This is a genomic window from Micromonospora desertarenae, from assembly GCF_056150265.1.
Window position 1 is genome coordinate 287,303 of record NZ_JAXCFQ010000003.1, and the last position, 13,692, is coordinate 300,994.

General features: G+C 74.5%; 14 protein-coding genes and 2 pseudogenes. 10 read left to right on the top strand and 6 right to left on the bottom strand.

Going from position 1 to position 13,692, the window contains the following annotated elements; all coding sequences use genetic code 11:
- Window positions 1-46: 46 nt before the first annotated feature.
- Complete coding sequence (locus tag SM577_RS07235) at window positions 47-289, bottom strand: hypothetical protein (RefSeq protein WP_474586531.1); 243 nt, start codon at window positions 287-289, stop codon at window positions 47-49.
- 516 nt (window positions 290-805) lie between these two features.
- Here SM577_RS07235 and SM577_RS07240 point away from each other — a divergent pair.
- The 4 genes from SM577_RS07240 to SM577_RS07255 all read left to right on the top strand — a co-directional run bounded on the left by SM577_RS07240 (window position 806) and on the right by SM577_RS07255 (window position 2,923).
- Complete coding sequence (locus SM577_RS07240; RefSeq protein WP_474586532.1) at window positions 806-1,180, top strand: hypothetical protein; 375 nt, start codon at window positions 806-808, stop codon at window positions 1,178-1,180.
- A complete protein-coding gene (locus SM577_RS07245; RefSeq protein ID WP_474586533.1) occupies window positions 1,177-1,443 on the top strand; it encodes a hypothetical protein in 267 nt (88 codons plus the stop codon). Before SM577_RS07240 ends, SM577_RS07245 begins: the two co-directional genes overlap by 4 nt.
- On the top strand, window positions 1,440-2,525 hold the full coding sequence (locus SM577_RS07250; RefSeq protein ID WP_474586534.1) for a hypothetical protein: 1,086 nt from the start codon (window positions 1,440-1,442) through the stop codon (window positions 2,523-2,525). Before SM577_RS07245 ends, SM577_RS07250 begins: the two co-directional genes overlap by 4 nt.
- 128 nt (window positions 2,526-2,653) lie before the next feature.
- Entirely contained in the window at window positions 2,654-2,923 is a 270-nt protein-coding gene (locus SM577_RS07255) for a hypothetical protein (protein ID WP_474586535.1), read from the top strand.
- A gap of 47 nt (window positions 2,924-2,970) precedes the next feature.
- Here SM577_RS07255 and SM577_RS07260 read toward each other — a convergent pair whose 3' ends face one another.
- On the bottom strand, window positions 2,971-3,180 hold the full coding sequence (locus SM577_RS07260; RefSeq protein WP_474586536.1) for a helix-turn-helix transcriptional regulator: 210 nt from the start codon (window positions 3,178-3,180) through the stop codon (window positions 2,971-2,973).
- 184 nt (window positions 3,181-3,364) lie between these two features.
- Here SM577_RS07260 and SM577_RS07265 point away from each other — a divergent pair, with 184 nt between their 5' ends.
- Window positions 3,365-3,553: a hypothetical protein gene (locus SM577_RS07265; RefSeq protein WP_088992403.1), complete on the top strand. Its 189-nt coding sequence runs from the start codon at window positions 3,365-3,367 to the stop codon at window positions 3,551-3,553.
- Window positions 3,554-3,656: 103 nt separating this feature from the next.
- On the opposite strand, the gene SM577_RS07270 is transcribed toward SM577_RS07265, so the two are convergent.
- The gene (locus tag SM577_RS07270; RefSeq protein ID WP_474586537.1) at window positions 3,657-5,042 is read right to left on the bottom strand and encodes a recombinase family protein; all 1,386 of its coding nucleotides are present in this window, start codon (window positions 5,040-5,042) and stop codon (window positions 3,657-3,659) included.
- A 63-nt stretch (window positions 5,043-5,105) separates the two neighbouring features.
- On the opposite strand from SM577_RS07270, the pseudogene SM577_RS07275 reads away from it, so the two are divergent.
- Window positions 5,106-5,213, top strand: a pseudogene (locus SM577_RS07275) (magnesium chelatase subunit ChlI family protein); the annotation flags it as partial.
- A complete protein-coding gene (locus SM577_RS07280) occupies window positions 5,210-6,442 on the top strand; it encodes a DNA-processing protein DprA (RefSeq protein WP_474586538.1) in 1,233 nt (410 codons plus the stop codon). The pseudogene SM577_RS07275 and the gene SM577_RS07280, both read left to right, overlap by 4 nt.
- 153 nt (window positions 6,443-6,595) lie before the next feature.
- Here SM577_RS07280 and SM577_RS07285 read toward each other — a convergent pair whose 3' ends face one another.
- Both SM577_RS07285 and SM577_RS07290 read right to left on the bottom strand, forming a co-directional pair.
- A complete protein-coding gene (locus SM577_RS07285; protein WP_474586539.1) occupies window positions 6,596-7,954 on the bottom strand; it encodes a M28 family peptidase in 1,359 nt (452 codons plus the stop codon).
- An 803-nt stretch (window positions 7,955-8,757) separates the two neighbouring features.
- Window positions 8,758-9,099 carry a hypothetical protein gene (locus tag SM577_RS07290; RefSeq protein ID WP_474586540.1) on the bottom strand — a complete coding sequence of 114 codons (342 nt, stop codon included), beginning with the start codon at window positions 9,097-9,099 and terminating at the stop codon, window positions 8,758-8,760.
- Window positions 9,100-9,618: 519 nt separating this feature from the next.
- Here SM577_RS07290 and SM577_RS07295 point away from each other — a divergent pair.
- Complete coding sequence (locus SM577_RS07295) at window positions 9,619-10,809, top strand: tyrosine recombinase XerC (RefSeq protein ID WP_474586541.1); 1,191 nt, start codon at window positions 9,619-9,621, stop codon at window positions 10,807-10,809.
- Between the two features lie 108 nt (window positions 10,810-10,917).
- Window positions 10,918-12,099, top strand: a complete 1,182-nt coding sequence (locus tag SM577_RS07300; RefSeq protein WP_474586542.1) for an aminotransferase class V-fold PLP-dependent enzyme — start codon at window positions 10,918-10,920, stop codon at window positions 12,097-12,099.
- 60 nt (window positions 12,100-12,159) lie between these two features.
- On the opposite strand, the pseudogene SM577_RS07305 reads toward SM577_RS07300, so the two are convergent.
- Window positions 12,160-12,801: pseudogene (locus SM577_RS07305) on the bottom strand (murein hydrolase activator EnvC family protein); the annotation flags it as partial.
- A gap of 142 nt (window positions 12,802-12,943) precedes the next feature.
- Here SM577_RS07305 and SM577_RS07310 point away from each other — a divergent pair.
- The gene (locus tag SM577_RS07310; RefSeq protein ID WP_474586543.1) at window positions 12,944-13,588 is read left to right on the top strand and encodes a class I SAM-dependent methyltransferase; all 645 of its coding nucleotides are present in this window, start codon (window positions 12,944-12,946) and stop codon (window positions 13,586-13,588) included.
- Window positions 13,589-13,692 lie beyond the last annotated feature (104 nt).

Consider the following 13,692-nt stretch of genomic DNA (forward strand, 5'->3'; position numbering starts at 1 on the left):
CGCCGCCGGGGCGCGGAAATGTCCGCGCCCCGGCGGCCCGACCGCGCTACCGGCGGCGGCCCCGGACGGTGCGCCGCCGCAGCACCACCACGACCCCGCCCACGGCGGTACCCCCGATCGTGGCAATCGCTGAGATGGCCGCGAGGGTGGTCGTGCCGTCCTTCGTGCCGCTGGCCAGCGCGAGCCAGACCATCGCCGCGATGGGAATCAGCGTGATGATCATCAGCGCCGCGATCAGCGAATTCTCTGTGCCGTTCGTCGCGTTGGACTGGTACTCGATAGAAGTCATCGGTACCTTGTTCGTGGGATCCAATCGTCCTCCTACTTGTTCTTGAGCTGGACATCTGGTGAGACGGACCCTTCAAGGCGGACCCGGGGATGGCAGTCCCCGGGAACCCGCCTTGACCCGTATGCGGGTCTGTCCGGGAAGTACCCTATCCCCGCTGTAGGGGCACTCCCCAGCTAGCGCGAACTTACGAATTCGGCTTCGCGTTTCTCCTCTCTCGTCCCGCCTGGGTGCTTCATCACTGATCGCGCTCCGTCAGCCGCTTCGCCATCTTGACCTGCGGTTCCGGGCTTTTGCGAGGAACTGTGATGCAGACACACACTTGCTTGACAAGGGTGTCGAGAACGGCGGTTTCCGCGCCCCCGCGTCCGCTCCGCCTGGCCGCCCACGATCCGCTCCGGATCGCGCTCCGGCCTCCTGCCGGCCGCTCCGAGCGGGCACTTCATAAGGGTCATTATGGTGCGCTCTTAGTGTCTTCTTAGGATGGTTATGCGTCAGAATGCGAACTAAACTGACAGTATGCCCCGAATCCCCGCCGGCCAGCGCCGGCAACAGGAGCTAGCGGCGCTGGAGTTGTCCAATGCCGGCCACTCGATCGACGTGATCGCGGAACGCCTGGAGATCACTCCCCGGACCGCCGCGCGACGGGTGCGGGCCGCGCTCGGACGCATCCCGGCGCAGGAGGCGGACGCACTGCGGCGGCAGTCGGAAACGCGCTTCAACGAATGGATGCGCAGGTGTAACAACCTGCTCGCCTCCCCCGACCTGTCCACGCAGGACACGGTGCGGGTACTCAATCTCCTGCTCTCGCTGGAGCGCGAGCGCGTCCAGCTCTACGGCCTGCGCCTGCCGTCTTCGGTCGTGGTCAGCATCGAGCAGGGAGCCGGCCAGTGAGTCCCCTCGCCCGCCCGGACATGGCCGGTGGCGGCGCTCTCGGCAACTGCCGCATCCACCGCCGCCCCCTGCTGGCCGAGCCACGCGCCGACCTGGCCGAGCAGATCGCCACGGAGCGGCTGGCCGATGACTCTCGCACCCTGCTCGGCACCGTGGACCCGTCGCCCCTCCCCCGCCCCTCGCGCCGCCGTGGCACCTGCCCGGACTGCGTGCAAGCCGTGGCGCTCGCCGCCGTGGCCTACCTGAACGGAGACAACTCATGATCCTGCCCACCGATAAGCGCGTTCGGTACGCGCCCGACCTGGCCGTCTGGACCGTGGACACGGGGGACGGGCACACCGGGGGTGCCGATCACCTCCTGGCCGCGATGATGGCCTACGCGGCGGAGGCCGGGGCCATGCCGGACGGGTGCGCCTGCGGCCCGGAGTCGGTCAGCAACCACGGCACCACCGGACCCCGGACCAGCGCGCCGCGTGTGCACCGGATTGGCCAGAGCGGCGGCGTGGTGCTCTACGGCCACGGCCCGCACCGGGACAGCGACCCCGGCGCGGAGGAGGCCAACGCGCAGCACTGCCCGCACGCCAGCGCGGACGGGGAGGAGCGGGCGCGGGCGCTCGGCAAGGCCGGCCGCTGGGAGGAACTGTGGCACCTCACGAAGCCGTTCCCGGCCGCGCCGGGGCTGCTCCAGCCGGCCGCGCCGGGCAGCAGTGCTCCGGCCGTCTGGACGGGTGAGCCGGTGGCCAACGCCCCGGACCGGCACGTCCACCCGGCCAGCCGGGCGGACCTGGCCCGGCTGGCGGTGCTGGCCGCCGAGTCCGGCCGCCTGGACCGGGCCGCCCGGCAGGCCAAGCGGGACGCGGAGAACGCCAGTGGCGACGCGCGCCGGCAGGCGGCGGAGGCGGCGGCGGCCGGCACGCCGATGGACGCGGCGGCCATCGCTCGGACCATCCGCGAGCGGCAGGAGCAGGCGGAGGCCGCGCAGGTCACGGCGGACGGCACGCGGGACGCGGTGGCCACCGTCCGCGCGCAGGTGGCGGCCGGGATCGCGGAGCGCCGGGCGGAGTGGCTGGCCTACCTGCACGGCCAGGCGGCGCACGGGTTGGCCCGGCTGGACCTGGTGGTGTCCGAACTGGAGGCGGCCGTGGAGAACCTGGCCGAGATCGACCGGGTACGGCAGACCGTGGAGCAGCCGAGCGCGGGCCGGCTGTTCTCCGCCGGATCGCAGATCGCGGGCAACGCGGTGGAGGCGGCCAGGCAGGCGCGTGAGCGGGCCGCCGTGGCGCTGGCCGGGCTGGAGCGGCACGCGGCCAAGGTGAGCCGGGACAAGGCGGCTCAGGCGGCCTGAGCGGTCACAGGCGGACGCCCCGGACCGGTAGGTCCGGGGCGTTCTGTCGTCCACCTGACAGAGCTGCCACCCGCACCGGCCCGGCCGGACAGGATCGCGGGACGGTCGGACTACGGGAGGGACGCGACGTGGCGAAGCGCGAGGACTACAGGGAGACGGCAGCGAACTACCTGCGCAGCGCAGAAAAGAGGGACGACGAGTTGGGGGTCAAGCTCGACTCCAACGACCTCCGCCAGTACGGCGCGGCGTACGCGGCCCTGGCCGTGGCGGACGAGTTGGCCAAGCTCCGCGAGGCCGTCAACGGCGTTGAAAGCGCGCTAGAGGATCAGGACCACTTCGGGGTCGGCACGCACGCGCGGAACATCTCCGATTGGCTAGAGAAGATCGCCAAGCGCTGACCGGCAGCAAAACGAGCGGCCCGGACCCTGCCAGGGTTCGGGCCGTTTCAGCTCTCGTCCGGGTCTGCGCCCTGCGCCTGCCACGGCCGGTGCTCGGAGATCCACGCCTCCACGTCCTCGACCAGCCACACCGCTCCCCCGGCCAGTCGATCGAACGGCTCCGGGAAGTCTGGCCGGCTGGTGATCTGCACGATCCGGGCCCTGGACACGCCGAGGCGTTCCTGTAGCTCGGCACTGCCGTACAGCCTGCGGACCATGCCCGGACGCTATGCGGCCCGTCAGTGTCACATGTGATAGCTGTCAGACTTGACACTGACGGGTGTAACAGGGACGGTGCCTATAGGGCCCGTACGGACGGCAACGGTTAGGGCCCGTTCGGTGAGCGGTCCGGCTACCTGATCGGGGATCGGTGGCCGGACCTGCCCGTCCCTGGAGGTGGCCATGATCGAGTGGGAAGTCTCGCGGGCGGAGTGGGTGCCGACTGCGGCCAAGCGGATCATCCGGCGGCACTGGATCTTGGGCTACTGCGACCGGTGCGCCGGCCGGACCGGCCCGTGCGCGGCGCTGCGGTGGGCACAGGACCGGCTCCGGGCGCTCCGGATGGCCGGCAACCGGCCGTCCCGGTTCTGACCAGCAGGCAGAGAGCGCAGAACGGCCCGGACCCGCGCAGGGTCCGGGCCGTTCTGTTACGCCTGGCCGGTACCGGCGGTCGCCTGGACTGGCCGGGCGTAACTCAGTGCCAGTCGATCACCACCGACTCCGGCCGGAAGGTGCGCGTACCGCGTCCCGGCGGGAGCAGGGTCACGGTCATCAGGGTGTCGATCACCACGCGCTGCCGGTCGGTGTCCAGCGCGTCCCACGCGGCCCGAACGTCCGTGGCGTGTACGAGCGGCCCGAGCACGTCCAGCCGGCCCGCGTCCGCCTGCTCCGCCTCGATCTCGGCCAGCTTGGTCCGCAGCTTGGCCGACTCCCGGCGTACGCCGGACTCCGTGAGCACACCATCGGCCAGCAGCCCGGCCAGGCCGTCCAGCCGCGCCCGGAGCGCCTGCGCCTCACGCCGCAGCTTGGCCGCGTCCGGGCGCTTGTCGTCGGCCAGCAGGCGGCCCGCGTCCGGACGGCTCAGGCGCGCGATCACGACTTCCGACACGTACTCATCCACCGGCTCCGCCGCGCGCCCTACGTGGCCGTACGCGGCGCGGCACCGGTACGTGGCGTGTCCGTCCCGGCCGCGCCGGGCCGGAGCAGCGCCACGGTGGACGGTCGCGCCGCAGACACCGCACCGGGCCACGCCGGTCAGCAGTCCGCGCCCACCGCGCGCCGGGTTGGCCCGTGTCGGGTCGGTGATCAATTCCACGGCCGCGCGCCATGTCTCCTCGCTGACCAGTGCCGGCCAGGCGGCCGGCCCCACGATCCCCTTGATCCGTGCCGCTCGCGGGTTCATGGCCTCGCGCAGCGCTTCCGTGACGTGCGAGCGGAGCCCGGCGTACCGGGGGTTCAGCAGCACGGGCCGGACGGTCTGCGCGGTCCAGAGCGACGCGGAGCCGTCCCGCTTGGTCTGCGGCGTGGTGAGGCCGCGCCCGTTCCAATCCGCCGCGATCCGGCCGAGCGGCACGCCGGCCAACACTGCCTCGTATGCGTCGCGCACGGCGGCGGCCTCCGGCTCGCGGACGGTCATCCCGTCCGGCTCGTATCCGAACGGGCGGCGGCCACCGATGCGCCTGCCCTGCTCTGCGGCCTGGAGCGCGGCGCGGCGCTGGCGGTCCGACTTCTGCTCGATCTCGTGTTGCGCCACGGATCCGAGGATGTCCGCCGTGAGCCGGCCGGCAGGCGTGCCAAGGTCCAGATCGGTGCCGCGCACGAAAGCAACCGTGACGCCGTGGCGCTTGCCGGCCTCCAGCAGCCGCAGGCGGTCCCGAGCGTTGCGGGTCAGTCGGGTCATGTCCCACGCGACCACGCAGCGCGCCCGGCCTTCCTGGACGGCCTGTAGCACGGCTTCAAAGCCTGGCCGGTGGCGCTTGCCGGACGCGCTGGTGTCGTTGTCGGTGTGCTCCGCCACGACGGTCCAGCCGCGCAACTCGGCCAGCTTGCGGGTGTCCTCCCGTTGCCGGGCGATCCCCAACTCCTCCCCGGTCCGGTCCTGGCTCTGCCGCAGGTAGATCACCGTATCCACGTCTGCCATCCTCGCATCCTTGTGCTCGCCTGGACGATCGCCGACCTGGACGGGCGGGACCGGCCCAACCGGGAGGACGTACGGGAGGCCACCGGACTCAGGACGGGAGAGGGATCGTGAGCACGGACGAGGAACGGCTGGCCCGGGTGGCGTTGACCTGGCTCACCGAGCCGGGCACCCGATCGGTGTACCGGCTGGTCCGGCGGCTGGGGCCGGTGGCGACGCTCGACCTGCTGCTCGACGGCGGAGCACCGGAGGAGAAGCTGCGGGCCGCGGTGGCCGCCCGGTCGGCCGGCGGGGACGCCCGGGCGGTGGCCGCCGAGGCGATGGAGCGCACCGAGCGGCTCGGCGCCCGGATCGTGGTGCCCGACGACGACGAGTGGCCGCACCGGGTCGAGCAGCTGTGCAGCCTGCGACTGCCGGAGGCGTACCGGCGGGTGGACGTCGAGACCGACCCGCCGCTCTGTTTCTGGGTACGCGGCTGCTGGCCGCTGGCCGAGGCGTTCGACCGGTCGGTGGCCGTGGTCGGCGCGCGGGCCGCCACCGCGTACGGCACGCATGTCGCCAGCGAGCTCGGCTACGGGCTGGCCGACCGCGACTGGACGGTGGTCTCCGGCGGCGCCTTCGGTATCGACGCGGCGGCGCACCGGGGCGCGCTCAACGCCGGCGGCGTCACCGTGGCGGTGCTCGCCTGCGGGGTGGACCGCCCCTACCCGATGGGCAACGCGGCGTTGTTCGACCGGATCGCCGACACCGGCCTGCTGGTCAGCGAATGGCTGCCCGGTGCCGACCCGCTGCGCCCGCGGTTCCTGATCCGCAACCGGGTGATCGCGGCGGCCACCCGCGGCACCGTGCTGGTGGAGGCCGCGGCGCGCAGCGGCGCGGCCCAGACCACCCACCGTGCGATCGCCCTCGGCAAGCCGGGGATGGTGGTGCCCGGGCCGGTGACGTCGGCGATGTCCGTCGGCGCGCACGAGCTGCTGCGCGAGTACCCGAAGGCCCGGGTGGTGACCGGCGTCGCGCACGTGCTGGAGGAGGTGGGGCCGATCGGTGAGCTGGCGCCCGTCGCGCGCGGCCCGCAGCAGCCGGCCGACCTGCTCGACGACGAGGCGCGGTCGGTCGTCGAGGCGTTTCCCCGGCGGGGCACCGTGGGAGTGGACGTGCTCGCCGCGCGGGCCGGCGTGGACGTGCGGACCGCCCTGCGCAAACTGTCCATGCTGGAGGAACTCGCCCTGGTTGTCCGCCGCGACGACGGCTACCGGCTCGCGCCACCACCGGCCAGGACGGCCGGCGGTGGCCCGGCGCCGGGCCGCGGCGCACCGGGGGCGGCCCGTCGGGTCGCCGGCTGACCAACGGATCCGACCGGTGACCTCAGGCAGCGGACAAAGCGGCGAGACCCCCAACGCAGCGACGGGCGCCGCATCGGAGTCGTTCCCGACGCGGCGCCCGTCGCCGTGGTGCCCCGCCCCTGCCGTCAGCTCCCACGGCACGGGCGGGAGCGCTCAGCGGGCGGTCGCGAACGCGGCGCAGCCGATCAGTTCGAGCGACACCTGGAGCCGCTCGAGGCTGATGTTCCGGGCGATGGTGTCCTCGGGGGTGTGGTACGGCGGCTCCAGCAGGGCCGGTGTCTCCTCGCCGCGCCAGGAGAAGTTGGCGCTGGCGATGCCGACCTCCTGGAAGGGCTGGTGGTCGCTGGAGCCGCGCTGCGTCACGGGCGAGATCCGCGGGCCGTAGCCCAGGCGGGCCGCCGCGGCCGCCACCTCGTCGGTGGCCCGGTTCGCCTGGCCGGTGTACGAGAGTAACCAGTACCGGGTCGCGGGGTCCCAGCTCGTGGCCACCATGTCGTTCTGGTAGACCGCGAGGATCCGGTCCCGCTCCGCCTGCGGCAGCTGCCGGACGTGGTAGCGGGAGCCCACCAGCCCCTGCTCCTCCGAACCCCAGAGGGCGAACCGGAGGTTGGCCTCGACCGGGATCGCGCGCAGCACCCGGGCCAGTTCCAGACAGAGGACGGTGCCGGAGCCGTCGTCGTTGGCGCCGGGAGCGCCGATCACCGTGTCGTAGTGGGCGCTGACCATCACCACCGGCCCACCGGCACCCGACCGCCCCGCCCGCTCGGCGAGAACGTTGTGCGAGGTCAGACCGCGGTGTGCGGAGGTGGAGATGGTGAGCGCGAGCCGGCCGGCGGCGAGCAGGCCCCGCAGCCGCTCCTTCTGCGCCTGGGCCGCCCCGACCACCGGGATCGGTACCGGCGAGCTGGCCGAGCCCGGCAGGGTCGGGGAGAACGCCCCGGTCCGCCGTGGCGGTACGCCGTCGGCCGCGAGGAACACGACGGCGGCGGCCCCCCGGGCCAGGGCGGTGGCGACCAGTTGTTCGCGGCGTGCCGCCACGTAGTCGACCAGCACGATGCGGCCGGTCACGTCCGCGGGGTAGTTCTCCGGTGCGCCGGCGCCCACATCCACCACGTCGCCGCTGACAGTGGTGTCCAGCGCGGCGTGCGGGGAGGCACCGACCTGCCAGTTCAAATCGGTGGGGAGCCTGGCCGGGGAGGCGAGCTGGGCGAGGAACTTGTCCGACACGGCGAACGGTTCCAGCTGGACGTCGTAGCCCAGGTGGTCCAGTTCCTTGGCGATGTAGTCGGCGGCGCGGCGCTCGGACGCCGTCCCGCCGATGCGCGGCCCGATGTCCTCGCTGAGGGCACGCAGGTGCGACAGCGTCCGCTCGGCGGAAACCTGAGCGATGACCTTGCGGTCGTCCGGGGTGAGCGTGGGCGCGCGGTACGCGCCGGGACGCTGGTCGTCGGCCGCCCACGCCGGTGCGGGCAGGGCCACGGTGGCGGCGCCACCGAGGGCGATGGTGAGCATCCGCCGTCGGTTCACGGTGGAGCGAACGGGATCGGTCGAGGATGGAACGGAATGGCCGCCGTTGGTCATGGATCCTCCTGATCTTGCGCGGAGCCCGTCGACCGCTGGGGGTGACCGGGCTCACCGAAATTTGAACCTATCCACTCTTCCGGGAGTCACCCAAGATCCGTTCGGGCGGTGGTCGGAGGGCCGTGCAGCCGCCCTGACCAGGCCGGCCGGCCAGGTCAGGCGGCGGAGCGGTGGCCTTCGGGGGTGGACCCCGCACCGTCGACGGCGATCGCGGACCACTGGGAGAACGACCAGCGCGGCCGACGCACCGGCCCGCCGATCGCCGTGGCACCCGGGTCCGGCGTGGACGGCCGACGACCGCTGCGGGGGCCGGAAGCACCGGCCGGCGGCGCACCGTAGCCAACCGGCCCAGGGCCAGGTGGCGACCGACGGCGACGCGTCTGATCACCCGGTCCGCCGCCGGAGGGCCACCGACGGCCATGCGCCAAATCACCCCATCCACCGCCAGAGGACCACCGACAGCCACGCGCCAAACCACCCCACCCACCGCCAGAGGACCACCGACAGCCACGCGCCAAACCACCCCACCCACCGCCAGAGGACCACCGCGACGCGCGCCAAGCCCGCAGCAGCACGGTCAGCGGCAGCCCGGCCTGCACCCGGACGGCGATCTTCAGCGGGGTGCCCAGCTCGGCTGGCCCGGTCGTTCCTCGCTCGGGATCAGCTGCCACACCTGGCGGACCGGTGGGACAAGCGGTCCGCGCCGGCGAGAAGTGCCTTGTCGGCGGTCGCGTTCAGTCGCCTTCGAACCGGATCTCCATGTCCCGGTCCTGCCGGCACCGCCGGGCGAGCCGGTCCAACCGGCGCAGGTGGGTCAGCTCCAGGGTGGTCCGGGCCGCGTCGGCCAGGCAGCGCAGTTCGGCGAGGAGCTGGGTCATCTGCTCGGCGGGGACCAGCAGCTCACCGATCGGGTCGACCCGGTCGAGCAGCGGAGTGCGCCCGGTGCCCCGGACCCGCCGGATCAGGTCCAGCAGCACGTCGTCCGGGTCGGGCAGCACCTCGGCCGGCACGTACGACGTCCGGCGCCGGCCGGGGCCGGCACCGATCACCCGGTAGAGGACGACTTCCACCCCCATGGCCGGTCCCCCTTCGTCGAGCTCGGCCGCTCGCACGGGTGGAGCCGATCGGGCTCACCACGCCCCGTGGAACAAGTCTGCTCGTCTCGGCGTCCGGAATCCATCACTGGCGGGTGTGGACAGTTACCGGAATCCCGTACCCGCACGCGTGATCCGGCCCGCAGGGGTGGGCTGGGCCGCCCGCAGGGGTGGGCAGGGCCGTCCAGCACCGCGTCGAGAGCCGGACGGCGCACCGAACCCGGGGCCCCGGCTGTCCGCGCTCACCGAGAGGTCCCGGGGCGATCCGGCACGGCGCGCGGGCTCGGGCCCCCACCCGGACGATGGACATCGGCCCCGAAGCACCCACCCAGCGGGACGGTGAGGGTGGTCGGGCCGGGGCTCGCCCCGCACGTCGTCCTCGGCCGGCGGGCTGCGCCGACCGTAAGGTGGGTTCGTGCGACGCGACACCGTGAACCGGCCGGTCGTCCGGGCGTGGGCGCCGGACCGCCCGGGCACGGCGCCGCCAGAAGCAGGGCCGGCATGAGCCGGGAGTCGCACGGCACCCGGGCGGCGCACGAGGCGCTGCCCGCGGCGATGCGCGAGGCGGTGGACGACTTCGCGGCCCACCTGGCCGGGGTGCGTAACCGCTCCGCGCACACCATCCGGGCGTACGTCGCCGACCTGGTGTCGCTGCTCGACCACGCGAGCCGGATGGGCTGCGCCCAGCCGGCCGAACTCGACCTGACGGTGCTGCGCAGCTGGCTGGCGAAGCAGCGTACGACGGGTGCCGCCCGGTCGTCGCTGGCCCGACGCGCGGCCGCGGCCCGGACGTTCAGCGCCTGGGCGCACCGCTCCGGGCTGCTCCCCACCGACGTGGCGGCCGCCCTGGCCAGCCCTCGCGCGCGGCGGGAACTACCCACCGTGCTCCGCGCCGACCAGGCGGCCGCCCTGGTCGAGGCTCCCGGCGCGTACTCCCGGCCGGCGCCACCCGCTCTCGGTGGGCCGATCGCGGCCGGCCCGCCGTCGCGGCCAACGCCCTCCGGCCTCGGCACGCCTATCCCGCCCGCCACCGGCACGCCGTCGCGGCCCACATCCGCCGATGGCGCGGCACCCGCCATCGGTGCCGACCGGGGCCACCCGGCGGGCGACGGCGAACAGCCCACCCCGAGCGGAGATGCCGACGCCGACCGCGCCGGCGGCGACCTGCCGGCGGACCCGACCGCCGAGGCGGTGCTGCTGCGCGACCGCGCCCTGCTCGAACTGCTCTACGGCACCGGGGTCCGGATCAGCGAGGCGTGCGGCCTGGACACCGCCGACGTGGACCACGGCCGGCGGGTGGTGCGGGTGCTCGGCAAGGGCGGCCGGGAGCGCACGGTGCCGTACGGGGTCCCGGCGCAACGGGCACTCGACGAGTGGCTGCGCCGGGGCCGCCCGGTGCTGGCCACGCCACACTCCCGGGACGCCCTCTTCCTGGGCGCCAGGGGTGGCCGGCTCAACCCCACCACCGCCCGTCGGGTCGTCGGTGGGTACGCCGAGGCGGCCGGCCTGCCCCGGATCAGTCCGCACGGGCTGCGCCACTCGGCCGCGACCCACCTGCTGGAAGGCGGCGCGGACCTGCGCGCGGTGCAGGAACTGCTCGGCCACTCGTCGCTGGCCAGCACCCAGATCTACACGCACGTCTCGGTGGAGCGCCTGCGGGCCGCCTACCGCCAGGCCCATCCGCGCGCCTGACACCCGCGAAGGACCCGACACCCGACCGCCGTCCCGGCTGTCGTCGACGACCCCGGCGGCCCTGGTCGAACCGGCGGCGGAAGATCGACCAGCGGTTACGATCAGCCGGTGAGCGTCCCGCAGCCGCCGGAGCCGATTCCGGGCGCCCGCCTGCTCTTCTCCCTGGATCCGGCGGTCAGCCACCTCAACCACGGCTCGTTCGGCGCGGTGCCCATCGGCGTACAACGGGCCCAGCAGCGGCTGCGCGACGAGATGGAGGCCAACCCGCTGCGCTTCTTCACCCAGGGGCTCGTCGACCGGATCACCCACACCCGCCGGCACCTGGCCACCGCGCTCGGCGCCGACCCGGACGGTACGGCGCTGGTCGCGAACGCCACCACCGGCGCGGCGCTGGTCCTCCAGTCGCTCGGGCTGCGCCCGGACGACGAGGTGCTCACCACCGACCACGGCTACGGCGCGGTCGACCTGTCCATCCGGCGCGAGTGCCGGCGTACCGGGGCGGTGACCCGGACGGTGCGGGTGCCGCTGGCCGCCACCGACGAGGAGGTGGTCGAGGTGATCCGGGCCGGGCTGCGCCCCGGCCGGACCCGGCTGCTCGTGGTCGACCAGCTCACCTCGGCCACCGCCCGGCTCTTCCCGGTCGCCGCGATCGTCGGGGTGGCCCGCGAGTACGGCGTCCCGGTGCTGATCGACGCCGCGCACGCGCCGGGCATGCTGCCCACCCCGGTGGAGAGCATCGGCGCCGACTTCTGGGTGGGCAACCTGCACAAGTGGGGCTACGCGCCGCGCGGCACCGCGGTGCTCGTGGTGGCCCCGTCGTGGCGGGAGCGGATCGAGCCGCTGGTGGTCTCCTGGGAGCAGGAGTCCGGGTTCCCGCAGCGGGTGGAGTGGCAGGCGACGCAGGACTACACCGCCTGGCTGGCGGCGCCGGCGGGCCTGTACACGCTGCGCAGCCTCGGTGCCGACCGGGTACGCGCGCACAACGCCACGCTGGTCGCGTACGGCCAGCGGGTGCTGGGGGACGCGCTCGGGGTGGCGCCGGCCGACCTGCCGGACCCCGGCGGACCGGGGATCGCCATGCGGATCGTGCCGCTGCCGCCCGGCCTGGCCACCACCATCGACGCGGCTCGGGCGCTGCGCGCCCGCATCGCCGAGCGGCTGGCCACCGAGGTGGCCGTCATGGCCTGGGACGGGCGCGGCTGGCTGCGCCTGTGTGGACAGGTCTACAACTCCGCCGACGAGTACGAACGGCTTTCGGTGCGGCTGCCCCCGCTGCTCGCCCTGCGCTGACCCCGGCGGCCAACCGCCGCCCACGCGGCCGCTGACCCCGACGACGCCGGCGGGAGCCGTGCCGGACAGCGGCAGCAGTCGCACCGGCCCGAGGCCGAGCAGCGCCAGCGGGTCGAGGTACTCGGCGTCGCGGCGCAGTCCCCAGTGCAGGCAGGCCGGTGCCGGGCAGCCGGCGTGCCCGGCCAGCAGGGCGCCCAGCGGGGTGCCGGCCGAGACCGGGGTGCCGGGGCGGACCGCCGGATCGACCGGTTCGTGGGTGGTCCGCAGGCCACCGGCGTGCCCGACGGTGACCACCGGGCGGCCGGCGACCAGCCCGGCGAAGAGCACAGTGCCGGAGCCGGCGGCCCGCACGGTCGCGCCGGGCGCGGCGGCCAGGTCGACGCCGCGGTGACCGGGCAGCCACGGCTGCGGCGGCGGGTCGAACCGGCGCACCGGGCGCGGCGGGCCGTCCAGCGGCCAGCGGAACCGAACCCGGGCGGCCCCCTCGGCCGACGCGGCCACCGTGACCGGCCCGACCGCCGCCGCGGCCACCGTGACCGGCCCGACCGCCGACGAGCCCGGCGGAGCACCCGGCGCAGCGCCGCCCGGGAGGGCCGTCCGGGTCGTGGTGGCGCGGCCCGGGGGATGGGAGAGCTGTTCCGGACCGCCGGCCACCAGGGCGGCGCAGAGCACGGCGACGGCACGGAGCAGGATCGGTCGCATGGGCGCAGCCTGCCCGCGACGGAGCGCGCCTCGCCGCCCCGCGGTGGCCGGCTGTGGACGGCGGAACCCGCTGTGGACAGCCGCCGATCCGGCCGACGATCTGCTATGTGCCGGCAACCCGGGGCGCCCCTAGGCTGGGCCGGTGACGACGGACTGGTACGCCTGGCACGACGACTACGACGAGCCGGGGTCGGCCCTGTCCCGCCGGTTGACGGAGCTGCGGCAGCGGCTGCGGGAGGCGCTCGACAGCGCCCGGCCGGGGCCGCTGCGCGCGCTGAGTCTCTGTGCCGGGCAGGGCCGGGACCTGATCCCCGTGCTGGCGGCGCATCCGCGCCGGGACGACGTGACCGCCCGGCTGGTCGAGCTGGATCCGCGCAACGCCGAGCTGGCCCGGACGGCCGCCGCCGACGCCGGCCTGACCCGGGTGGAGGTGGTGGTCGGCGACGCCGCCCGCACCGACGCGTACGCCGACCTGGCGCCGGCGGACCTGGTGCTGGTCTGCGGGGTGTTCGGCAACATCTCCGAGACGGACATCCGCCGCACCGTGCGGCACTGCGCGGCGCTCTGCGCCACCGGCGGGACGGTCTTCTGGACCCGGCACCGGCGCAGCCCGGACCTGGTGCCGGCGATCTGCGACTGGTTCGCCGAGGAGGGCTTCGTCCCGGTGGCGGTGAGCAGCCCGGCCGACGGTGTCGGCGTGGGCGTGCACCACTTCCACGGCGAGCCCCGGCCGCTGCCGGCCGGGGTGACCATGTTCGAGTTCGTCGGCGACGGCACCCGGCCCTGACCCGGCGCGCCCCGAAACAGGCCGTTCAGCACCCAACCTGGCGCGCCCCGAAACAGGCCGTCCAGCACCCAACCTGGCACGCCCGGAAACAGGCCGTCCAGCAC